Raw genomic sequence first — 22,338 nt, forward strand, 5'->3', positions numbered from 1 at the left:
GAGAAAGGCAGCCTTTCGCCAAGCAGACCGCCGGCCGCGGACTGGGACGCGATATGCCGCGCCTCCGCACCGGCCAAACCGACCCTCCCAGGTCCGCCGCGAGGTCACAACATAGGACCGCGGCCACGCCGTCAATCGATGGAGCCGATCTCGCCAGCGTATGTGGCGTTTCAGGACGCCCGTTCTGGCACCCATCTTGCATGACCATTTCATCTTGGGAGAGGGATGGAATGAGTTTATTTAATCGCCTGCTCGACAAGGATCTGACCCTGCAATGTCCAAGCTGCAGAGCCAAGCTGGTTAGGAAGGGCTCCTGGGTCAAGTCCGTCGCGATATTCACATGCGAACGATGCGGTGAGAAGGTACGGCTCTCTTACAGCGAGAAGCTTGAGATTTTTAGGCGGGGCGCCTCCAACTGACTGGGCCGGACTTAAGCGGAACCTAGTACCTCCCGGCGTCTCATGCCGGATTGAGCACATGGGGCATCAACTTTTTTTAACGCTAGCGAATAACGTTCCTGAGACGACCCACGCGGATGTCATCTCAGTTGACGAACTGACCCACAAGCTCATCGCCGGCGCCAAGGCCCTCGGCATCAAGCGGAGCGAAATCGATGAGGAGGTGGACAGCATCTACCGCACAATCCTCGACGCGATTGTGCACTTCGATCCTGGTCTGCCCGAGTGACGTGTCAGCTTGACTCGTTCCCACTGCGTTCCCATTTTGGTCTTCCCCCGACGGAACTAAGCCGGCCCCATCGGCCGGCCTGCGCACACGCCACTGTCGATCGTTGTCGACGTAATGAAGGCAATTGCGCATCGCCTGCACACCGTCTGTGGGATTGGCGATCGTCATCCTGCCATCCTCGCCGTTACGCCATTCGCCTTCAGTGCCGCCATCAGCATCGGCCCGACCGAAAACGCCCCCGCCCTCGCCTTGTCAGTCAGCACGCGCAGATAGCCGCCGGCGGAATTGATGTGCTGAGCACGTTGCAGGATACAGGCAATCACGATCGCAGCGGTTTCCTGGCCCATCGCATGGCAGGCCTCCTCATATGCAGATGGCGAGACACCAAGGTAACCCCGCACCTGGGCGGCGGTGATCATGAGATCGCGCCAGTTGCTGATCCCGTCGACGGCATAGTCCACAATTTCCGGGCAGGCTTTCAGCACAAGCCCAAGCGGAAAGGCCTTCAGGGGCTCTGCGGTTCTCGTCCTTGGCTCGGCCGGCGCCCCGCTTTTCTCTAAAGCAGGTTCAAATTCAAAAATAGAGTCGGTATTTGAATCAGATTGCTGCCGCTCGTTTTGAGAGTCATTGCCGCTCGGAATCGCGGATTTCATATGATTGTCCAGCAGCTTAGTCACTTCCTCGTGTAATTCCGCGAGATCCGAGACAATCGGCTCGAGCTCGGCAATGCAGGCTCGGCGCGGAATTGCCCCCACAACGCCGCGGAAGCGCTTCCACAGGCCTCCCCAGTGGCCAGGGACGTCTTCGTCAAGAGCCGCCTCTATCAGCTTGTGGATGTCGCGGCGGTGCAAGGTGACCCGCTCCCGCATAAGCCTGAGCGCCCTGTTGTCGGCGCGAACACGCTCGGCGGCCGCCTCGAACTCGTAAGCACGGGCCAGCAGCGGTGCCAGGGAGAAGCCAAATGCTTCCTCGATCTCCCCTCCTCTGCCCTTGCGGGCGTAACGCTTGCCGTTCGGGCTATCCCGACGGATGATCAGCCCGCAGTCCACAAGAGCCGCCAGGTGGCGCCTGAGCGTGGCATCAGGCATTCCGTGCGCTCTGAGCGACAGCTGAGCGTTCGAGGGAAAGACGATGAGGTCGTTTTCCTCACTCAACTCACTGTCAGGATAGAACGATAACAACGCATTCAGGACGGCCAGAGCACGATCGCCGATGCCGACGATGCTCTTGCCTTCGCAGAGATTGCGGTAGATCTGCCACTTGTCGACGACCCTGCCCTTGGGGATTTCACGTGAATCGTTTTGCGCTGCCAGCATGGCAAGCGACATCGGCCGCCGCCCAAAGGGCGTCGTTGCAATACCCGTCTCCATTTTCTTTCACCCTCGATTAGGCAAAAGAAATCTGCTCGCCAAAACGACGCCAATGACTCTTGACAGTGATTCGTGGAGATGCGATTCTCGGAGTGCTTAGTTCAGAGAGAGGCTTCCACGGCTTGCCGTTCGGGGGCCTTTTTCTTTTGCGGTTTCAGACTCCTTGTTTCGTGGTGGACTTCCGAAAGGCCTCAAACAGGTCGTCCAGTTGTCCGGCGATAAACGCTGCGAAACGCGATCCTTCGGCCTCTCCCACGGCAATCATGGTAGTTTTTCCGTTGTCTTTGAGGCTGACGCTGACCGTTTTATCTGGAGCAGCCCAGGATTTCATAGCAATCATGGGCTTTGATGGCTTCGTCGGAGCCGCAGGTCCTTTAATCGGATTGGTATCCGACGGCAGCGTCTCAAGCAGCATGATGAATCTGTCATCGGACGTTGCCTCGCGGAATTTGTTTTTGTGAGTAAGATCGAAGGCTTTCGCGAGTGAGCCGTCGACGGAATAGCGGTTTGAGAATTCCTGCCATCGTCCTCGACCAATCCCGGGGGCTTTACCAATCGATTGCAGTATCTCCTTGTCGACCGAGGAGGCGATTTTGATCATCTCGGAGACGTGCGATTTTCCGGTCGACAACGAAGCGCAGATGGTATCCCGTTTGTATCCTGCTTCCTGTTGCGCAAGCGCAAAAGCGCATTTTTCGATGTATGAAAGATCCTCTCGAGCTGTGTTTTCTTCCCCTTGGAAAATGACTGCTTGTTCATCAGTCAGATCGCGGACGGCCGCTTTGAACCCGATCCCAAGCTGCTTAGCTGCCGCTAGCCTTCTGCGACCATAGACGATTTGAAACTCGCCATCCTTGCCTTGTACTGGTCGAACCAATCCGGGCACAATTTGACCGCGCTCCCGCATGGATTCTGTGATTTCAGCAATGGCGGAAATCTCGTAAGCGTCATCATACCGATCGGTGATAGATGACGGCCGTATTTTGTCGGGATCGAGTTCAATGATTTGTTCGCCTGACTTCAATAACTTGTCGGCGATATCGCTACGCTCTTGCATTTGGCGAACACCAGCCGCTACCTTCATCAGGTGTGGGGATGACGTGCGACGGCTGAGGCCCTCCTCCGAATCCTCCCCAAGTTGCCCCAAAACAGCAGCAAACATGCCCTTAGAATCTTTGCGGCTCACTGTTCACGCCTCCATGCCGTTGTGATGAGGCTTTCTATTTCCGCGTTCGCGGCATTGATCGATTCGATTGCACGATCATAGGTTTTAGGTGCGGAGAACCTCGATCGTTGCACTTCGTAGAGGCTCTGCTTCCAAGTGAGAGCGTCGGCAACCGCAGTTGATTTGGAGACTGAATTCAGAAGTAGATCCTCGCCAAAAACTTGACGCATTAGGGCCTGCATGTTGGCTTGCGGGTGGTCGTTCGCCTCAAATTTGGTGATGAGGAACTTGGCGAAATCCCAACGCGCACCTGCACCAGCCTCATCCAGGATTTGCATATAAGACGCGGCCAGCTCCAAAAACTTGCCTGTGGAATCGACATCGAGCATGTGAGCCGGAACTGGGATGAGGACCCCGGTGGCGGCCGTGAGCGAGGAAAGCGTCAGGAAATTGAGTGACGGCGCGCAGTCGAGAAGCACGATGTCGTAGCGATCAACGATCTGTTCTAGCGCCTGTGACACTCGAAGAAGGAAACTCGTTCCACCGCTCTTGCGCATCTCAAGGGTAACGGCGGTTTCGAATTCTGTCAGCTCAAGACCGGCGCAGATGACGTCGAATCCGATGACATGTGTCTGATGCACAATTTTTTCTGTTGGCACCGGATCATCAAACCGGATCGCCGAGTAAAGCGTGTCACCTTCTCGGTAGTCAAATCCGGGTAATGCTCCTTGCAGACTGGTTAACGAGGCCTGAGGATCCATGTCGACTGCGAGAACGCGATACCCACGAAGTGCCAGCCAGTGACCCAAGTGAATAGTGGTCGCTGTCTTGGACGATCCGCCTTTGAAGTTGGTGATCGCGATGATCTGGCAATCTTCGCCATCAACGCGACGAGGATTGATCCACTTCTTTCGCGCCTTTTCCGCCAGATGCATCCGAAGCTCAAGCACCTGCCCCACGGAATATAGGCGCTTTCCGGTGGTTGTTGTTTCTGGCTCGGGTCCCTGCCCTTTCAAGGAAACCTGTCTTATGTAAGCTTCGGTCACCCCCAGCAATGCCGCCACTTCGGTCGAAGTGAATTTGCGCATCGTACGAACCGCGTCAGGAGGATACTGAGCCAGCGAAAGATTGTTGAGTGCCTTCTCGAGTTTCGTCGAAAAGGTATTCATGAATTGAAGGCTACTTAGATGCCGCGTCACCCAGATTCTCCTCTTGCACCCAGCCACAATGATAGCGACTGTGGTTAACAAGCCGTTAACGCCACGCCAACTACGCCAACTTTTCGAATTACGCGGTTTTTCCGTTACTGGGCTTATGCCCGATTCGGAGTATTCGGGCAAATGGACGCACGGGCAGTTCCCAGCTGGGAACTTTTCGTGATCGCTGGCTTCCTGTACCTCAAAGTTGCACTCGACGTCGGTGTCTCTGTTGGCCTCTAGCTTCCCGCGTTCGGCGGCGAGCGACCTACAACAGCGCAGGCAGCTTTCGGCGCCCGGAGAGACCCCCACATTGGCGCGTCGGCGAAATTCCCCGTTGTGACGCCAGGCGCGGAGCTCGCGCAGTTATTCGCGTCGGCAACGATCGGTTATGTTATGGTGCCGGCCATGCCACGCTCTTCCGATGTCCCTTCGTGATCGCCCCGCCAGGCTGGCCAGTTAGGCGCCCCACAGCCCCCTTCCCGCCACGAGGCATTCTTTCCCGGGCCGAGAGGTTCCCGCGAATGGCAATTCAATGGCTAGGATTTGTCGCCCCAGCCGTCACATGCGATTTGCCAGCAATCGACACCGTTTGGCACGTGGGCGCCCTGTCCACGCGCACCCTCCTCCGGTGCGTCGACGATGAGGCAAGCAAGAGGCTGCTGCAGTCGCCAGGCAACTTCCCTCTGTGTCTAGTCCAAGTGTTGGCGAAGGATCCTGATGACGTATCGAGAACCAAACTTCTCGCACAACTCGTCCGCCCGTACTTTGAGTTCCCAGCTGGGAACAGTCTTCCAGTTGGAGGCTTGCACGGCGCCACCTAGACACCATCAACTTTATGGTTGGGCATGTGGCCCTCGGGTGGGTTGGCGCTTCCACAGTCACCCGCGGCTGGGGACGAACCGGACCCTACAATCCTTAATTAGATTCTCATGTTCCGCGTCAAGTTGAAGGCAAGAAGGCTCACCTGCTTGGCAGGTTAGCGCAGCAATCGGATCGGCCGAAGCCGCACAGGGCTGGGGGGTGAGCTCAGAGACGACGGTTGATCAGACTCTCATCCGCGGGTTGGGCACCGGCCTTCCGTGTCTTCGTCTCGGGGCTGTCCTCGGTCTAGAAGGCGGACGTCAAGCGCATCGGCTCGGCCACATAACTTGCGACGGAGTTCCCCACCGTGGCCCCACCCCCAGCACTGCGCAGCGGGTTGGGTCGAGACCGGCTATGACGGCGCGACCTCCCGGCCGATCCCACAAGAAGGCGGCCATCTCGCGTGCGATCGCCGCCACGACCACCGGCGGCTTCTTGCCGGCGGCGCTGAGGCGGCAATAGCGGGCGCAAAGCCAGACCTGCCCCTTCCAGGCAAAGTTGCGGACAGCCTTGGGCAACCCTCGACCCGGGCCCTCAGGGCCTCGCTGATCCTGGCGGGGTAGCGGCAAGTCCATGCCGCGTCGACCAGGGCGCGGCGGGCGCGTCGATTGCCGGCGAGCGTACGGCTCGACCGGCGAACCGTGTCCCGGTTGACCGTTCCCCCGGGACAAGGCCGAGAAAGGCCTTCAACTGCGGCGGCGTATCGAAGCCTCGGTCGAACGCCCGACCGCGTTGCGTATTGTGCCAGGTCAGCGACGACAGGCAGCACTCGATGGTCGACGCCGACTTGTGTCGCTTGCCGATGCCGAGGCCTGGGCCGTGATGTAGAGGCCGACGTGGGTCTGGTGGCTGCGGATCAAATCGCTGACGCCGGCACCGGGCTCAAAAGATGCTTCTAGCTGGCGGTATAGGCGCGACGGGTGTTTGCCGAACTCGCTGCTTCGACATAAGCGCGCGCACGGTCAGCTTGATCCGCGTGCGTGCTAGGGCGGTGACGCTTGAATGGTTCGGTCCTAAGCTTGAAAGGTGCCGAGAACTGCCATATCTTTTGCACAAGAAATATGACTCTCAATATGGTAGGATGAATTCTGTGGCCCATGCACTCAAGATCCCCGAGCAGAATGGACCTCTCATCTTGTCCTATATGGACCGGAATGGGAAGATTGCGATCGAGCAGGTCGCGGACGGTTTTGGCATGTCCAAGGGTCAGTTGGCCCAGACCGCCGGTCTTGCTCGCGAGACCCTTTATCGCTCAGAGCGCAGCGCTGCGGTTAAGACACAGGGGCGTCTGCGGGAAATGCTTGAGATCATCAGTCGTGTGACGGATTGGGCGGGCGGCAAGGAGCAGGCGATGGCTTGGTATCGAGCTCAGCCGCTTCCTGCATTTGGCGGACGCACTGCTGAAGCGCTGGTGAAGGAAGGCAAGGCCGCTGCGGTCCGTGATTATCTCGATCACATGGCCGTTGGTGGTTTCACTTGAGGTTCGTTGGAACCTGCTACCGCGCACACGATCCAAGTTGGGCATTCAAGCCGACTTCCGGCGAAGGGGCGGCGATCAGAGGTGCGCGATTTAATCCCAAGGGCGTGCCAGCGCTCTATTTGGCGCTGACCATCATGACAGCGGTCAAGGAAGCCAACCAGGGGTTCGCGCACCGGATCGATCCTTGCGTGCTGTGTTCCTATGAGATCGACTGCGATGACATCACGGATCTGACGACGGACGAGGCGAAGGGAGAATCTTCTATCGCGCTCGTGGACATGGCCTGCGCCTGGGCGACGGCGCTCAGCGACGGAGAGCGCCCGGCGTCTTGGTCCGTCTATGACCGGCTGCGATCCCAGGGTATTGCCGGCATTCTGGTGCCGAGCTTTGCACCAGGCGCCGAAACAGACGATCGCAACCTCGTGCTTTGGGACTGGGGTCCGTCATCGCCGCATAAGGTGACGGTGTTCGACCCGAGTGGACGATTGCCGAAAGACCAGTTGTCCTAGCGGTAGGGCTCGGTGGCGAACAGCTGTTGGACTTTCGGCGCGCATGCCAATTTGGTGCCGGCCTGACTGAGTAAGGGGGAGGAGCCTTCTTCTACAATCCGTTCGCCTTGATGAAATTGACGCGGAACCGATCGCGCGGGCCCTGGTCTTCGCGCGTCATACGCCTTTCGTCAGGTCGCCACCGGCGCCGGCGGCGAGTGCCGTGCGTATAGGCCGCTGCGCTCTTTGGTGATTTCGATTAGCTTGGGATTGAAATTTAACGTCTGAGGTAATACCTTCTGTAGATCCGGTATTACAAAGGTGCAAACATGGCTACGACAGTCACAGCCAAGGGCCAGGTGACCATCCCGAAGCCCGTCCGCGATTTTCTCGGTATTATTCCCGGCAGCAAAGTTGATTTCCACCGTGCGGCCGATGGTAGTGTCGTGCTGGCGCGCTCTGACAAAAAGCAGCCCGCGAGTCGCTTCGCAAAATTGCGGGGTCATGCCGGCAAGGGGCTCGACACCAATGCGATCATGGCATTGACGCGTGGCGAAGCGTGACGCTGGTCGACACCAACGTTCTGCTCGACCTTGTCACCGATGATCCGAAGTGGGCGGATTGGTCGATCGGTCAGCTTGAGGCGGCGAGCCTCGATGGGCCTCTACTGATCAACGACGCAGTCTATGCCGAGCTTGCCGTTCGATATGAGCGCATTGAGGATCTCGACGCGTTTGTCGATGAGGCGGGTCTCGACCTCGCTCCGATGCCGCGCGCTGCCCTGTTTCTTGCTGGAAAGGTATTCACGCAATATCGCAAGTCGGGCGGATCGCGCACCGGCGTGCTACCCGACTTCTTCATCGGCGCCCATGCCGCCGTCAACGGGCTGCCGCTGCTGACCCGCGACATCGGCCGCTATCGCACCTATTTTCCATCATTGAAACTGATAACCCCGAACCGCTGAGCTAACCGTCCGGACGGACGGTCTTGTGGTCGGGCAGGGGAGGGGGCCAAATTGTCCCTACAGTCCGCTTGCCTTGGTGAGATTGACACGGAAGCGATCGCGTCTGCGCTGATATTTGCGGGTCATTTCGGCCGAGGCATGGCCAAGCTGCTTCTGCACATAGCGTTCGTCGACCTCGGCCGAGGAGGCCAGGCCGGCGCGCAGCGAGTGGCCGGCAAACATCATGCCGCGCTGGCCTTCCGGCAGATCGCCACGCACGCCGGCGGCGAGCGCGGTGCGCTTGACAAGGCGGGCGACCTCCTGATCGTTGAGCCGATCGGCTCCGATTTTTTTGCCTTGCCCTGTCACTCTTCGGAAGAGCGGCCCGTGTCCGATGCGTGCTAGCTTGAGCCAGGTCTGCACCGCCACGACCGGGCAGCTCGCATCGGACGAGCCGCGCCCAACTTCGACCTCGCGCCAGCCAGTCTTGCCGCGCAAGGTGACCAGAACGCCCTTGTCGGGGAAGAATTCGACCCAGCCGCGGCCGTCTTCGGTCTGGTCGCGCGAAACATCGAGGCCGACGATTTCCGAGCGGCGCAGGCCGCCGGCAAAACCGAGCAGCAGCATGGCCCGGTCCCGCAGGCCGCGCAACGTGCCGCGGTCGAGCGTTTCCAGCATGGCGATCAGATCCTCGGGCAACACCGCCTCCTTCTGCCGGGGTGGGGCGGCGTGAGTGTTGCGGATGCCGGCCATGACGGTGGCGATGTGGCGGTCCTTCCTGTCGAGCGGCTGGCCGCGCTGCGCATAGTTCCAGGTCAGCGAGGAGAGCCGGCGCTCGATCGTCGACACCGAGTTTGGCTTCTTGTCCCCGGTTGCCTTTCCGGAGGCTTGAGCCGTGATGTAGAGGCCGACCAGCTGCGGATCGGGCGGCAACACGTCGAGATGCTGCCGGCGGGCCCAGGCGCAAAAATGCTTCCAGTCGGACGCGTAGGCGCGGCGGGTGTTGGCGGAGCTCGCCGCCTCGACATAGTCGCGCGCGCGATCGGCCAGTGCGTCGAGATGCGCCGGCGGGCGCTCGGTCGAGACGACCGGAAGGGGAGGGGGTGAGGGGTGGTCGGCATCGCCGGCGGAAAGCCAACGATTTGGCTTTCCGAACTCCGAACGGTGAGCGTCCGGTTCGCCTTCAGGCGAATCGGAAGGTCCGGTGGACCTTTCGAAGGATGGCGAACGCCCGAAGGGCTGGGAGCCATAGCGGAGGGCATCGGCCTCTTCCGCCGCCGGCTCTTGTGGCGCGCGGCCCATCTCCAGGACGACGTCGATGATGTCGGGCATGTCGTCGACGAACGTGGCGTCGGGCTCGGCCGAGCCTGCAGCCACGTTCTGGTTGACACGTTCCCGATCGACAGGCGGCGCCATTTCCTGTGGTCGAGCGGAGCCGCGCCGAGTACGTTTTTGCGGGTTTTGAGCGACGTGAGAGGCCATTTCTCCTATAAAGAACAAAACGACTGATAATGCAACATTATCATTCATTTTGCTGCGCCGACACGCTGTGCGTTTCGGGCTGAAATTGATGGCGCAAAGCGCACGCGCGATTTACCCTCGAAAGCATGATTCGCCTCGATCCCGCGACCGCCAGCTCCTCTGCGCCGCCATCTGTTCCGGCCTGGGCGCTCGCAAGCGCCGGCGCGCCGAGCGATGGCGACGCCGCCTTCCGGGCCGGCGCCGCACTGGGTGCCCTCGATACGATCGCCCGCGCGCAAGCCAGTTGGGCCGGGGCTTGGCGGCAGCGGCTGGCGCTCCGCTGTGCGGCCGCCAGCATGCGGCTCGCCGGCCGCGCCGAGGATGAGGCCGCCTTGCGCGATGCCTGGCATTTGCGTCCCTCAGGTGCTGATCCCGGTCCCGCCGGCGCCGTTTTTAGCGCCTGGCGGCAGTTGGCCATGCAGCCGCCCGCCGCTACGCCCGACCGGCTCGAGAACATACTCGACCAGCTTGGGTTCCATTGGGACGGCGATGCGCTCGCCGACCTTTGCACGCAGATCGAAAAACTCGCGGTATCGCAGCGGTCGGCGCCGTTCGTCGCCGCGGCGATCGCCGCCCGCGTCGTCGCCATGCGGCCCGATGCCGAGCTTTTTGCCTGGTGGCTCGCCGACTTGGTGCTGGCGCAAAGCTTGCGCTGGCCGCGGCCGTTGCCGCTGCTCATGACCCAGGTTTTTTCGCCAGCCTCCCGCGCTGAAGTTGGCGGCAAAAGAATTCGGCCGGGCGAAAAAAGTTTCGAGCGTGCGGTCTGCGTCGCCCTGGTCCAAGCGGCGGCGGAGGCCTGCCGGCTGGCGGCCGAGTTGTCGCGCCGCGCCGAAAAACTCCTGGCGGTGGCGCCGAAACTGCGCGCCAAGGGCGCTGGCGATGTGATTGTTTTGCTGCTGAATGAAGATGCCGTTTCCGGCTCGCTCGTGACAAAGAACCTGTCGCGGTTTGCGGCGCGGCGCCTGTTCGAACGGCTGCAACAGCTCGAGGCGGTGCGCGAGCTTTCGGGGCGCACCAGCTTCCGGCTTTTTGGACTTTAGCGATGAGCGAAGCGTCCGCCCGCCGCAAGCCGAACGGCCAGCCGGCTTTGCTGGACACGGAACTGGACCACCTGCCGCCGGAGCTGCGCTGGCGCGAATGGATGGGCCGCGTCGAAGCGGTGATCTTTGCGGCAAATGAACCGGTGACACGGAGTGTGCTGGCGCGGGTGGTGGGAAAGAACTGCAACGTCGAGCTGATCATCGACGACATCCGCACCGAGCTCGCCGGCCGCCCTTACGAACTGGTCGCGGTCGCCGGCGGTTGGCAGCACCGGACCAAAAAGGCTTTTGGCGACGCCATCCGCAGTGCATTTGGCACAGCCGGGCAGGAGGCGAAAGAATTATCGCAGGCGGAGGCCCTCGTGCTGATGTGCATTGCCTATTTCCAGCCGATCACCCGGGGCGAGTTGTCAAGCTTCTTCGGCAAGGAGGTGTCGCGCGATCTGATCGGCGTGCTGCGCGCGCAGGAGCTGATCGCGTCGGGACCGCGCTCGCCGCAGCCGGGCGCGCCTTATACCTATGTGACGACCAAAAACTTTCTCTCGCAATTCGGGCTCGACACGCTGCGCCAGCTGCCGGATTTCGAGGCGCTCGAGGACGCCGGCCTGCTGTCGAAGGAAAAGCTGCTCGCCGGCGGGATTCTAGCCGGGTTGGCTAATGCGGACGGCGAGAGTGATGTCGTTGAGGACCAGGACCCCTGAGCGGACCGTTGTCGCGTTGCGACTATGGAGACAGACGTAACTCAGGACCAGGACGATTGGTCTTGCGGCAACCGGTGATCGGGATCGTGAACCTCGACATGATCGCCGTCGACAAGATTGGCCGAAAAGACCACCAGGTTGGTGCCGCCGGCATGACGCAGCGACGGAAACAGGATGCCGCGCAGCCCGGTCGTGATGACCGTGTCCGCGAGCTTCCACGATGGCGGCATCTTCTTGTCGATGCGAGCGATGTGGCGCCAGGCACAATCCCATTCCTGCCAGGCGTCGTCCCAGACGTCCGGGTCGAATCCCTGCGACAGATCGGCGACTTCGGCAAGCGTGATCTTGTAGGCGGCAAGGGTGGCTGGCGGAACAATGCTGGCGCCCTGCCTGTATTCATCGAGCGCTGTCTGCGGCGAACGGGACAGATAGAGCGCCTCTACGCCCGGCCGATTGAAGCGCCCGCCATCGATCGCCGCGCCCGCACCGCTGGTGGGCAGGAAAGCCCATTTGGGAGTCAGATAGCGATGGAAGATTTCGTCCGGCCCGACGCGAGTGACCTTCACCCGCGCGCCCCGTTCTCGAGATCGCGGATGAAGGCCAGGACTGCTTCGACCTGGCTATCGGCGACGAGCTCGGCCGCCGTGCGATGGCCATAGTCGGCGATCGGTTCGTTGCGATACCAGTAGATCGCCTTGTCCACGTCGCCGGTGAGTTCCGTCGCGGCCGAGATCACCTTCACCATTTCGCGCATCCGACCCTGCAAGCGCTCCGATGACGGATTACGAAGCGTGTTGCGGTGGACGCCGGTCAACTGGGCCAAATTGGCAACCTTCACGCCCAGCGCCTCCGACAGGCGCTTCGGCGAGATATAGGGTGTGCGCGGCTCCTGCAGGCTATCGACAAAGCCCGAGATAACCGTGGAAGGTGCTGCGTGGGTCATGACAATTCTCCGACCTTTCGTACGCACAATATATGCACATTTCAACGCATAGCAAGTGAACAGTGTCCTGATGCCATCCAGCGCACTGCATGTCCTTCCCCATCCTCGTAGCGGATGCGGCAGCAATGCGCCTGTAATCGGGCATTAAGGCTCGGAGATGGAGCCCGCGAAAGCAGACACTCGCTTTCGAATTTGTCGAAGTGTAGGAGGAAGCCAAGTCGCCACAGAAAACCTGCGGTATTCGCCGAAAAACATCGTTCAGCCTTCGGTTTGAAACCCGGCGCGACTAAGTAGCGACCAGTTCGGCGATTTTGGCCGCGACTTCCGCCATCGACTCTTCGGCAGTGCTCAGCCCGGCTCGGGAGGCGAGCAGGAGGCTGACTTGCTCAAGCTCTTCATAGGTCGTTCCGTGAACAACCGGGACGAGCCGCTCACGCCGGAGGAGCGCCGAAAGCTCTTTGTCTGCGATGCCTTCTGAAGGGAGGCGTCGCAACATAGCGGGGGTCACCAAAACGATACCGACGCGCGAATTCACCAAGCCCTTGTCGATCGCCCGCATCATCGGCACCCCGAGGCCAAGGTCCTTCTCGCTGAACCACACGCGGACACCGCGCGCTTCGAGCAGATCATGCAGTTCTTTGGCGGAGCCCTGCCTGTCATCCCACGCGTGACAGAGAAACACGTCTCGAAGGTCAGGCTGCGAGGCCGCTAGGTTCTCCACGTTTTCTCGAACCGGCGTGAGCGCCTGCACTTGTTCAGGCGTGTACCACACAGCCGAACCTGCTCCCGACCAGCGTGGCTTTGCGGTGCGGCGCCCCGACCCGACACTGCTCCGACCGCTGCTGCTTCCTGAGGAGTATGAAGGGGACGAGTATGATCCGTGGCTGCTGTAGCCGCCGCCATACCCGCCGTAACCGCTGAAGCGGCTATAGCGACTCCCGCATGCAGGACAGTCGGCTGCGGCGGCCGATGAGCGATGGCCCCTTACTGGTGCAGTGCATCTAGCCATGCCTTTTCATCTCCTTCACCACTCCGCCAGCTCGCGGATCTGGGATGCGCTTTGTGGCCCATTCAAATCGACTGGTAAGTTGCGTCACGAACGTCGAAGACAAGCAATGCCTCACGCCTTACGCCGTCGATATCTCGGACGGACGGATGGCACAGATGTTCTTTGAAGCCATATCCGATTCTGAAGTCTCGACCAATCTTGGAACGTTGACCACAGCCTCAGCTCCATCCGACGTTTTTCCTGTAGATAATCAATTGCTTCTCTTTCGAACGAGCCAAGTAATTTTCTCCTATACCAGACCGCTAGATACGGTCTTCGCCCGCAGCCCCAGGAGCCGACGTCGCCAGCGTCGGCCGTAGGATGGCGGCCGAGCGCAGGCTTGTCGGCTGGCGCTCCCCGCCGCACTGAGGATGCACAGGTTTCACGGCCTCAATGGAAGCGCCCCGGCCGCAACAAACCTGCCCTGATCCAAGCTTCCACCGCGGCTTGCAGAGCGAGGCATCCTGTCCGAGATGCGGCGCTGAGCATCGCCCAGCCGCAGTTGCTATCGGCTGACATCGGACCCTTCCATCCTGACACGAATGCGCAAACCGGCGTGTTGAGGTTTGATCGTGTTGCGTCACCGTTTCGATAGCCTTCGGAGCAAATGGAGAGTTCGCCACGACCAGGATCAACCACCACGCCTTGCTGTTCCACTCCGCCAGCGCAGTCGTCGCCTCGACGCTTGCGGCGACTGCACTCGGCGGCTGCGCTGTCAGCCGTGCCGATCATCAATGAACGTCCGTCACACACATCCCGGTCGACAGGACCGCGTCGCCGCCATTACAGCGGGATCGAATGATCCGGAAGCCGGAAACAACTCGCCGGAGAGCTTCTCCTTCAGCTGGTTCAGTCTATCCAGGTTCGCGTTGAGGTCATCGGGCACCTCCTTTAGGCCGCGCGCCAGTACGCACGCGATCACTAGGCCGTAATCGAGACAAGCGACCAGCATCCGCAGCGTCTCGGTGTTCTCGGCATCGTAGATGCCCGTCAGGTTGACGATCACGTAGTCACCTTCGTCCTTCGGCGGATTGATGTGACGGTAGATCGATTTCGGGTTCGGGTGGGCGCCATGGTCGATGGCCTCGTCGTAGGCCTCCATTATCCACTTCTCGAATCTAGGCGGGAAGGTCCCGGCATCGATCCGGGCCGCAGCTTCTTTCACAGCAGAAGTGAAGGCCCTGCGGCTTTTCTTCAGCGCTTCCGGGCTGGCGTGGCGATCTGACCAGACCTTTTCCAAGTCCTCGTCATCCTTCATCAGGTATGCGTAGCAGGCTGCCTCCAGCGCCGTCCGGAACAAGGGAAACGTGGCTGCGGCATGGCCTGACAGCGCCATCCTCACGGCCGCGGTCCAAGTCATGAATGAATGCATCGACAGGAAGGCCTGATGGGGTGACATCTTCATGTCTTCCACCGTCCAGAGCTCACTCTGAAAAAAGCGGTAGTACTCCTCGATGGCAGCGACGAGCGGCGTCTCCGACGCCAGCAGCTTGCGCGTGGTATCGTCGCCAAGCGCGACATAGTCGCGAAGCGTGTGTTCGAGCAGAAACTTCATTACGCCTTGCCGTCCTTGTGGAAGGCCGTGTTGAATCGCCACGACGCCCAGGCGATGCCTCCCGCCGACGCCAGGGTAGACAGCGACAGCAGTTGGTAGGCGACCGCGATCTTCTCACCGCAGCCGGAGTCTCCGCAGGCCGCTTCAACGGCCTCGTAGAGCGTGGAGAGCTGCCCTTGAAGCAGCCACAGTACGAAGAAGAACACGCAGGTCGGAATGACCTTCGCCCAGTTGACGCGCCCCATGCCGTGCCCCTTCCGTTGCTCGGCGCGACCATGACCGAAACGCGGCCAAAAAATCGCACCACTGAATAATTGGTGCGCGTATCATAGCGCCGAAACGGCCAGTAGCACGAACTCTGTTTCCGATTAGCGTTGTTCCGCGTCGGCAGCTATTCAGAGTCAACGCCGAGAAGCCGACAGTCTGGAACCGGCCACTCCCGGTTGCGAGCGGTCATGCCAAAATCCATAGGTGTTGCTCACTCGGCGAATATTCGCGAATGTTATCCGGACTGACATACATTCGGTCTATGTAGGGGGGTGGTTGGCGGACATGGACTTGCTTGAAGATGGTGTAGGCGAAGCGGGGTCGGTGAATACGACCGCCGCTGCTACTTCCGCAGGTGCTAGATACCGTGACGCCCTGCGGCTGCTCTTCATACTGGTGGCTGGCGCCAACGATGCCGACGAGCCTACGGGAGACACCGCGAAAGTCTTCAGGGCCGAAAAGCGGTTAATGGCTATGGATTTCCTGGTACGCTATCCGGACTATCTGGCTGATGCGCTGCTGGACATGGTCGAAGCCGAGGCGGATGTGGACCTTCTAGAGAAGGTCGAAGGCATTTTCGAAGCTGACGAACCTTCCGTCAGGCTCGTACGCATGGTCCGGTGGAAACGGGGCGCTTACGAGAACATCGAGGATGCCCTTTCCCTGCTGAGCTACTACGGACTCGTCCAGTCGATGCAGCTCAAAGGCGAGGACGGCAAGGTACGTCGCTATGAATACCTGATCTCCTCGAAGGCCGTCGCTTTCCTAGACAAGTGTGTGACCGACCATCCGACCTTGGCGTGGTACCGGGACCGGATGGCTCTGGTGATGCGGGTGGCGTCCGGCAAGAGCGGTTCGGAGCTCAAGGACTGGCAATATGAGCATCCCACCTACGGCCAAACACTTCACGGCGATCTCATCCCGAGCATTCGTGGGGAAGTCGAGAAACGCCTGCATGAGATTTCGGAGAAGCTGAAATGAGCAAGTCCGCTCCAATCCAATCCACCGAGGGTGGCTGGCTCCGCGCCATCGCGGAACGTTCCGCCGTCGAGGAGAGCGTCGCCAAGTCCGTCCTCCAAAAATACAACATCCAGGCCCAGACTACGCCGCCCCGGGCCAAGTCCTTGCGGTTCAAAAGCATCCGTGTCGCAGGTACGCGTGCCGAATCCGACCGTGACGGGCCGTTTGATGAGACTTGGGACAATCTCGGCACTGGCTTGTTCGCGGTAATGTCGGACCGCAATCTCCGCGGCAAGTCCTCGATCCTGAACCTACTCTACGCCGCCATCAGGGGGGAGTTCCGGGGAAGGGTCAAAGCAGACGTGTGGAAGTGGCTGGAAATCATCGACGTTACTTATGAGATCGACAGCATTCTCCACCGTACAGAATTGCGGAAGGATGTCGGAGAGGAGGACCCGGTAAAAGCGACTGCCCGCCTCAGCCGTTCGGGCGGCGACGGGAACTGGGTGGCGCTCTACGAGGGTGAGGGCGGCGAGGGGCTGAAGTCCCAAACCGAGCAGCTGATGATGGCTGAACTGACCTTCCCGCCTATCTATGCACACAATTCCAACACGGGTGGTCATGCCCATGGCTGGCCGCTGATCTCGTCGGCATTGTTTCTGTCGAGTTCCACCAACGCCAAGGCGCTTTTTGGCGACGTCATGATCGACGGCATCCCGCTGCGCCTACTGCAACTGTTCATCGGGTTGCCATGGGTCTCGACCTATAGCGCGGCGCTCACGGCGCAGAAGGAGGTTGAGGAATCCCGCTCCGCCCGTCCGGACAGGTCTGCCTTGGACAAGGAGCTTGCGAAGAGATTGGAGGCGGTCGAAGGCAAGCTCGAAACCGCGAAGACCAGCGCGACGAAGGTAGACGGTCGCGCTGGGAAGCGGATCGAACTGGACGAATTGGACGACCGGGTGCTCACGCTACGTGAGGTGGCGGAATCCGCACGCCTGGCTTTCGAAGCGGCTGACCTGTCGATGAAGAAGGTTTCGGAAAGCTTCGATGATGCCCGGCGGAGGGTGAAGCAATTAGAGGACGAGCAGTCAGCCGGCTATTCGTTCCGCAAGCTCAGCCCGTCGTGCTGCCCGGCCTGCGAGGCGTCGTACAAGGACGTCGTGGCCGCCGCTGAGCCAGCCGGGGACGGTAGCATTTGCCTCCTTTGCAAGAACGATATCCCTCAACACACGGACGATTTCGAGGACGATCGCATCCAGCTGGCGAAAGACGAGGTCGACGCACTCGACACGTCACTGAAAGTGGCTAGGGCCAAGCAAAAGGCCGCGGACAAATCGGCCAAGGATGCCGTAGTCGAGCTGCGGAAGGCGAAGGAACGGTTTTCCGCGCTGCAGCTGGACCTTGCCGTTAAGGTCCCTGATCCGGAGCTGGAGATCGTCCAACTCGAAGCGCAGGCAGCTCAACTTCGCGACCTCATGGGTGATGGAACCGAAGCTGCAAGCACGGAGGGCAATACCGACGATGCGGTCAAGATTCTTCGTGCCGCCACGGAGGTCACCAAGGAACTGATGACTGATAAACAGTCTGAAGTCCTAAAGCAGATCTCGCAATCGGTGATGGTCTTGGCCCAGAAGTTCGGCATGCCCAACGTAACTGAGATGCAGCTGGATAACGGGGGCCGCCTCAAGGTCAAGCAGGGTGGAGCTACCGAATGGTTCAGTAACCTGACCATGGGTGAGCGGCTGCGCATCAAGATCGCCATGGCGCTCGCTGCGGTGGAGGTTGCAAGGGAACGGGGCCATGGCCGCCATCCCGGATTGATGGTGATCGACTCGCCCGCGTCCGAGGAGGTCGTGGACAAGGACTTCGAGGCGATGCTCGATAGCGTGTCAACGGCGGCCTCGGAGATGGGCGATGTGCAGATAATCATCGGCACGACAGCGCGTCCTTCCGTGGAAGCTGTTGTGCCTATCGAGCATAGACTGCACGCTAAGGGCGACGACTACGTTTTCTAGCCGGTGGGGCATGGAATATCTTATCGAATTGCTGCAGGCCGATGCTGGCGGATCCAGTGATCCGGGCACCATGTCGGCGGACCGACTGCTCTCTGCGGTCCGGGAGCTGGCGCCCGGTGTGGACCGGGCCGATGGCTTCTGCTGGCTGTGCCGATGGATATCCGAAACCTCCGTCCAGTCCGTACTAGTAGAGATGCTGGCGTGGACGGACGACGCGCCGGCATTGGCCGAGATGGTCGATTGTCTGGAAATGATCGAGATCCCGGTCGGGTTCGCAAGGCCGGCTTGGGACGGTCTCTGTTCCCACTTCGAGGATCGGAGCAAACATCCATGGGGGCGTTCCCACGCTCTCAGGGGGGCGATGCTTCTCGCGCAGGAAAACGCGGTGCTTGTGCGGAGGCTACAGGCCAGCATCCTCGACGTGTCGATGGACGATGATCCGCAATTCCTGCGTCACGTCGCCAAGGTGGCTGGCGCAATTCTACGTCGTTATCATGATGCGGATTTCAGGTCGCTTCTCGAACAATTGGCGACGCTGGATGTGGCCGCGGACGAGGCGTCAATGGAAATCGGGTTGGCCGAGCTGCGCGAAGGGCTGGCCGCGCCCACCGGGGACGCACTTTGGTCGGCCCTTGGGTCTGCCCAAAACTGGTTCGAACGATCCCTCGACAATAGCGAGCACCGTCCGGATGCAAAGCTCTACAAGCTTTGCACGACCTTCCTGCTGACAGTGCGGGATGACGGGCTCCGGGCCGAAATGAAGGAGCGTCTGCCCGAACTGGAAACTGCGGCCATCGAGTATACGGCGTTCGCACAGGCGCGCCACGCGTCCCATTCATGGCTGGCAGTGTCCTCGAAGGAACGGTTTCATTGGCTGTCCATGGCGACGAAATTAGCGGCTCTGGCGCACTCCCTGAGCAAAGAAGTCTGGTTGAACGTTGCACTCGTGATCGAGGACGAGCTGCTGTCGATTTTCTATCCTGGCAGCGAGGTTTTTGGTCGACCATCCACACCCGGCCTTGATGCGTCCATGCAAGACGCCACCATTCGCGGGCTGCGCGAACGCAGGTACTACCTGCAAGCGCTGGACGAGTGGTTGCAGGTTAACACCGACCACGGGAAAGCCGGCGCTGTCGTCGAGCTGCGCGAGACCCTCAAGGGGACGATGGAGGACACGCTCTATCGCCGCCCTTTCGACGCCACGACCACTAGCCGGCTGGTCGAGGTACTAGAAGATGCCGGCTTCAGCGAAGCCGTGGCCCAGATGGGTGTTTCGGAACTCCGCATGCATGCCGACGCCAACGTTCTGGTCGCCCAACTTTGGCAACAGGTAATCGAGCAGTTTTCAGCACAGCCGGACTATTCGAGCTTCCTCGACGCGCGGATGCTCGTGGAGTCGCTGGTCGGCCTATTGCTGAAATTTTTGGACGCCCGGTCGAACATCGGTGTCAGCACCGATCCTGCTGCCTCCTATTTATTCGTGAGAAGCGGCAAGCTCCCGGTGGAGCATGACCTGCAGCTGGATTTTCTGAAGTTCCTGCAGACCGGGGGAGCGCCCACCTTCCAGGCCGAGGCGCGTGACCGCGGTGGTGGTCGCGCCGACATCGACGTTCAATTCCGCGGCGTGAAGACGATCGTTGAGGTCAAGAAGGACGGCAACGTTCCAGACAACGCAGCCTTGTCCAAGCGCTACGCCGGACAGGCGACTGGCTACCTCACGACTGGCGTCCGCTTTGGATTTCTCCTGGTCCTCGATCTCACGGACAGGAAAGGGCACCAGCAGCATATTTCGGAGCGGATAACCGTAGAGCGAAAAACGCCCGCTGGATCTGATACCGAGTACCTGATCGTCGTCGCGCGAGTTCAAGCACTGCGGAAGACGCCGCACGACCTCAAGTGATGTGACATGGCAAAAGTTGTTCCGAGCAGCTCCGCTACAAACCGGCTGTTTAGGTCTATGGCGTCGCGCCTGTCGATTTATCTGACAGCCGCGCACCAAGATATGAAACGAAAATAAGGAGGATGGCGCGATGACCGAACGCAACTTGAGACGTTAAGCGCCGAAGCCAAGGCCGACATTCTGTAACCGAGAAGCTCGACCACATCGCTCTGATCGGCGCGATTGCCCTATTGCGCTGCTTGGGAGGGCGTCGGATCGCCAGCTTCTGCTCGGCCGTCCAGGAGCGGCGCCTCCGCTGTCGGCCGGCATCCGTCGGCAGCGACAGAGCCGCGGGCGTGCTCGCTTCCACCCTCGACGGCTGCTCCATAGCCAGATATTTCATTGCTAAGCGTCCACTTAAAATCTAAGCGGACACTAACGCCACAAGGTACGCGTCAGTAGGCGGCCTTCAGCGTATGCGTACGGCCCAAATGCGCCCTGCTCGTCTTCATCGACGATGCGACCGGCAAGCTGCTTCATCTGCGCTTTGCCGGCTCCGAGAACACGTTCGACTACTTTCATGCGGCAAAGGCGTATCTGCGGGAATGGGGCAAGCCGCTTGCGTTTACAGCGACAAGCATGGCGTTTTCCGAGCGACCCATGGTTCCGAGAAGGATAGAAGCAGCGGCCTGACACAGTTCGGCCGGGCTCAGGGTGATAGATGCGTTCGCCTTTCCCGCTGATGTTGCCCTTAATGTTGCAACCGGATTGACCAACGAGGGGCGCGAGCGGAAGTATCATCGGATGATCTCCACTGCATAAGGCCGGATGACATTGAGGCCATCGCCGGCCGAATATCCGATGTGGCTGCCACAGGTATCAGGCATAGCAGACCAATTATCGGCAAAGCCATTACTTCAGTCCCAGGTCGACGCCGCTCTTGGTGCTGACATAGCCGATCCGGTTTTTCAGCCAGCATTCATTCTTCTTCCGGACGTACGCGAAGGCCCTGCATTGGCTCTCCATCTCGCAGGCAACGTAGCAGCTGATGAAATTGGTGTTCCGATCCGGCTGTAATCGCCGCCGGTCATGTCGCGGCCGGATCTGATGATGAACGTCGAGAAGATGACGCTGCCCGCGATGTTGCTTTGAACGCTCGCCACGGCATCAACATTGCGGACGAGGATCTTCGCATCGTTCTTCAGGAAGCAGAAAGGGGCTTTCCTGTTGTAGGTCGTGGCCTTGCATGACAGATCGTCCTGACAGGCGCTTTCTCACTGGGCTTCCGAAACCTCCTTCAATGTCGCGTGGTCGTAGCCCATGACATCGTAGCTATCGGCAGGGCTGAATGAGCGAAATGCCGGATGAGGCATCGTTCTCGACACGGTCGGCTTATCCGAGCTCTCTGTTTCGGTCACGGTTGTGGGCGCACCGTGACAGAGAACCTGCACGACGGCCGGAACGGCTTTGTCCGACAGATCGGCTGTGGATAGCGGCTTGTCATCGCTCGTCGGATCGATGGCGTCGAACTGGATATTCCGGCTTTGCAGGAACAGTTCGACCACGTTTGACCGGATAGCGAAATTGACGTTCTGCGGCGCTATGCCCGTTGCATCAGTGAATTTTGTGCCGAGTACGGCGGTGGAGACGCCGACAATTGATCCCCACTGATCTAGGACCGGGCCATCCGAAGTGTCGGCTACCAGCCAGGCGGTGTCTGCCGGTGGCCGGATAGAAATCGTCGGTGCCAACGGCCGGCGTGTGATCGTTGACCGCACAGTCGACGTAAGTGTCCTGATGCGGATCTTGCAGGGCCTGGAAATGCTGCGATGATCCCGACAGAAGGCGTGCGTGTGTGGTTGGCGACGGGCTACACCGATATGAGATCTGGCTTTCCATCGCTGGCGCTCCGGGTGCAGGAGGTCCTCAAACACAATCCCCTTGGGGGCAACCTGTTTTGCTTCAGGGGGAAACGCGGAAATTTGTTGAAGGTCATCTGGCATGATGGCCAAGGAGCATGCTTGTTCACAAAAAGACTTGAGCGCGGACACTTCATATGGCCGACAGTTGAGGGTGGAGCTGTTACAGTATCTCCTGCGCAACTGAGTTATCTATTGTCCGGAATAGACTGGCGCAACCCTCAGGAAACATGGCGACCAACCCGGGTTGGGTAGCATTTTTTAGTTGAAAATACAATGGAATATGATTCAATCGGC

22 protein-coding genes and 2 pseudogenes are annotated in these 22,338 nt (G+C 60.0%); 12 read left to right on the top strand and 12 right to left on the bottom strand.

Going from position 1 to position 22,338, the window contains the following annotated elements; genetic code table 11:
• Window positions 1-477: 477 nt before the first annotated feature.
• A complete protein-coding gene (locus FJ970_RS31930; RefSeq protein ID WP_140762517.1) occupies window positions 478-687 on the top strand; it encodes a DUF768 domain-containing protein in 210 nt (69 codons plus the stop codon).
• A gap of 164 nt (window positions 688-851) precedes the next feature.
• Here FJ970_RS31930 and repC read toward each other — a convergent pair whose 3' ends face one another.
• The 4 genes and pseudogenes from repC to FJ970_RS34015 all read right to left on the bottom strand — a co-directional run bounded on the left by repC (window position 852) and on the right by FJ970_RS34015 (window position 6,327).
• Window positions 852-2,057 (bottom strand): plasmid replication protein RepC, encoded by a 1,206-nt coding sequence (gene repC / locus FJ970_RS31935; protein WP_140762514.1) that lies wholly within the window; start codon window positions 2,055-2,057, stop codon window positions 852-854.
• Between the two features lie 154 nt (window positions 2,058-2,211).
• On the bottom strand, window positions 2,212-3,243 hold the full coding sequence (gene repB / locus FJ970_RS31940; RefSeq protein WP_140762512.1) for a plasmid partitioning protein RepB: 1,032 nt from the start codon (window positions 3,241-3,243) through the stop codon (window positions 2,212-2,214).
• Window positions 3,240-4,421, bottom strand: a complete 1,182-nt coding sequence (gene repA, locus FJ970_RS31945) for a plasmid partitioning protein RepA (protein WP_140762510.1) — start codon at window positions 4,419-4,421, stop codon at window positions 3,240-3,242. The genes repB and repA overlap by 4 nt, the downstream gene beginning before the upstream one ends.
• A 1,213-nt stretch (window positions 4,422-5,634) precedes the next feature.
• Window positions 5,635-6,327 (bottom strand): annotated as a pseudogene (locus FJ970_RS34015) (transposase).
• Window positions 6,328-6,372: 45 nt separating this feature from the next.
• On the opposite strand from FJ970_RS34015, the gene FJ970_RS31960 reads away from it, so the two are divergent.
• The 4 genes from FJ970_RS31960 to FJ970_RS31975 all read left to right on the top strand — a co-directional run bounded on the left by FJ970_RS31960 (window position 6,373) and on the right by FJ970_RS31975 (window position 8,214).
• On the top strand, window positions 6,373-6,762 hold the full coding sequence (locus tag FJ970_RS31960) for an MbcA/ParS/Xre antitoxin family protein (RefSeq protein ID WP_140762508.1): 390 nt from the start codon (window positions 6,373-6,375) through the stop codon (window positions 6,760-6,762).
• On the top strand, window positions 6,759-7,271 hold the full coding sequence (locus FJ970_RS31965; RefSeq protein WP_140762506.1) for an RES family NAD+ phosphorylase: 513 nt from the start codon (window positions 6,759-6,761) through the stop codon (window positions 7,269-7,271). The genes FJ970_RS31960 and FJ970_RS31965 overlap by 4 nt, the downstream gene beginning before the upstream one ends.
• A gap of 308 nt (window positions 7,272-7,579) precedes the next feature.
• Window positions 7,580-7,813 (top strand): AbrB/MazE/SpoVT family DNA-binding domain-containing protein, encoded by a 234-nt coding sequence (locus tag FJ970_RS31970; RefSeq protein WP_140762504.1) that lies wholly within the window; start codon window positions 7,580-7,582, stop codon window positions 7,811-7,813.
• Complete coding sequence (locus FJ970_RS31975; RefSeq protein ID WP_140762502.1) at window positions 7,810-8,214, top strand: type II toxin-antitoxin system VapC family toxin; 405 nt, start codon at window positions 7,810-7,812, stop codon at window positions 8,212-8,214. Before FJ970_RS31970 ends, FJ970_RS31975 begins: the two co-directional genes overlap by 4 nt.
• A gap of 57 nt (window positions 8,215-8,271) precedes the next feature.
• On the opposite strand, the gene FJ970_RS31980 is transcribed toward FJ970_RS31975, so the two are convergent.
• Window positions 8,272-9,525, bottom strand: a complete 1,254-nt coding sequence (locus FJ970_RS31980) for a site-specific integrase (protein ID WP_181178739.1) — start codon at window positions 9,523-9,525, stop codon at window positions 8,272-8,274.
• A gap of 275 nt (window positions 9,526-9,800) precedes the next feature.
• Between FJ970_RS31980 and FJ970_RS31985 the strand changes: the two genes are divergently transcribed.
• Complete coding sequence (locus FJ970_RS31985; protein WP_140762499.1) at window positions 9,801-10,754, top strand: DUF1403 family protein; 954 nt, start codon at window positions 9,801-9,803, stop codon at window positions 10,752-10,754.
• A gap of 2 nt (window positions 10,755-10,756) precedes the next feature.
• Complete coding sequence (gene scpB, locus FJ970_RS31990) at window positions 10,757-11,455, top strand: SMC-Scp complex subunit ScpB (protein WP_140762497.1); 699 nt, start codon at window positions 10,757-10,759, stop codon at window positions 11,453-11,455.
• 41 nt (window positions 11,456-11,496) lie between these two features.
• Here the strand turns inward: scpB and FJ970_RS31995 are convergent, their stop codons facing one another.
• The 5 genes from FJ970_RS31995 to FJ970_RS32015 all read right to left on the bottom strand — a co-directional run bounded on the left by FJ970_RS31995 (window position 11,497) and on the right by FJ970_RS32015 (window position 15,246).
• Window positions 11,497-12,021 (bottom strand): RES family NAD+ phosphorylase, encoded by a 525-nt coding sequence (locus tag FJ970_RS31995; RefSeq protein WP_140762495.1) that lies wholly within the window; start codon window positions 12,019-12,021, stop codon window positions 11,497-11,499.
• Window positions 12,018-12,398: a DUF2384 domain-containing protein gene (locus tag FJ970_RS32000; RefSeq protein ID WP_140762493.1), complete on the bottom strand. Its 381-nt coding sequence runs from the start codon at window positions 12,396-12,398 to the stop codon at window positions 12,018-12,020. Before FJ970_RS32000 ends, FJ970_RS31995 begins: the two co-directional genes overlap by 4 nt.
• A 286-nt stretch (window positions 12,399-12,684) precedes the next feature.
• Entirely contained in the window at window positions 12,685-13,407 is a 723-nt protein-coding gene (locus FJ970_RS32005; RefSeq protein WP_140762491.1) for a toll/interleukin-1 receptor domain-containing protein, read from the bottom strand.
• 784 nt (window positions 13,408-14,191) lie between these two features.
• A complete protein-coding gene (locus FJ970_RS32010) occupies window positions 14,192-15,001 on the bottom strand; it encodes a hypothetical protein (protein ID WP_140762489.1) in 810 nt (269 codons plus the stop codon).
• Window positions 15,001-15,246 carry a hypothetical protein gene (locus FJ970_RS32015; protein WP_140762487.1) on the bottom strand — a complete coding sequence of 82 codons (246 nt, stop codon included), beginning with the start codon at window positions 15,244-15,246 and terminating at the stop codon, window positions 15,001-15,003. The genes FJ970_RS32010 and FJ970_RS32015 overlap by 1 nt, the downstream gene beginning before the upstream one ends.
• Before the next feature lie 307 nt (window positions 15,247-15,553).
• Between FJ970_RS32015 and FJ970_RS32020 the strand changes: the two genes are divergently transcribed.
• The 4 genes and pseudogenes from FJ970_RS32020 to FJ970_RS32035 form a co-directional block, all read left to right on the top strand.
• Window positions 15,554-16,249 (top strand): hypothetical protein, encoded by a 696-nt coding sequence (locus FJ970_RS32020; RefSeq protein ID WP_140762485.1) that lies wholly within the window; start codon window positions 15,554-15,556, stop codon window positions 16,247-16,249.
• Window positions 16,246-18,243 (top strand): ATP-binding protein, encoded by a 1,998-nt coding sequence (locus FJ970_RS32025; RefSeq protein WP_210243065.1) that lies wholly within the window; start codon window positions 16,246-16,248, stop codon window positions 18,241-18,243. Before FJ970_RS32020 ends, FJ970_RS32025 begins: the two co-directional genes overlap by 4 nt.
• Before the next feature lie 10 nt (window positions 18,244-18,253).
• Complete coding sequence (locus tag FJ970_RS32030) at window positions 18,254-20,143, top strand: hypothetical protein (RefSeq protein ID WP_210243064.1); 1,890 nt, start codon at window positions 18,254-18,256, stop codon at window positions 20,141-20,143.
• 465 nt (window positions 20,144-20,608) lie between these two features.
• Window positions 20,609-20,832, top strand: a pseudogene (locus FJ970_RS32035) (ISNCY family transposase); the annotation flags it as partial.
• A gap of 202 nt (window positions 20,833-21,034) precedes the next feature.
• Here the strand turns inward: FJ970_RS32035 and FJ970_RS34020 are convergent.
• Both FJ970_RS34020 and FJ970_RS34025 read right to left on the bottom strand, forming a co-directional pair.
• Window positions 21,035-21,148, bottom strand: a complete 114-nt coding sequence (locus tag FJ970_RS34020; protein ID WP_181178738.1) for a hypothetical protein — start codon at window positions 21,146-21,148, stop codon at window positions 21,035-21,037.
• Window positions 21,149-21,396: 248 nt separating this feature from the next.
• Window positions 21,397-22,134 carry a hypothetical protein gene (locus tag FJ970_RS34025; protein WP_415752070.1) on the bottom strand — a complete coding sequence of 246 codons (738 nt, stop codon included), beginning with the start codon at window positions 22,132-22,134 and terminating at the stop codon, window positions 21,397-21,399.
• On the opposite strand from FJ970_RS34025, the gene tnpB reads away from it, so the two are divergent.
• The gene (gene tnpB, locus FJ970_RS32055) at window positions 22,024-22,296 is read left to right on the top strand and encodes an IS66 family insertion sequence element accessory protein TnpB (RefSeq protein WP_415752064.1); all 273 of its coding nucleotides are present in this window, start codon (window positions 22,024-22,026) and stop codon (window positions 22,294-22,296) included. The two genes, FJ970_RS34025 and tnpB, sit on opposite strands and share 111 nt — an antisense overlap.
• Window positions 22,297-22,338: the final 42 nt, after the last annotated feature.

This window comes from Mesorhizobium sp. B2-1-8 (genome assembly GCF_006442545.2).
In the GTDB taxonomy this organism is placed as follows: Bacteria; Pseudomonadota; Alphaproteobacteria; order Rhizobiales; family Rhizobiaceae; genus Mesorhizobium.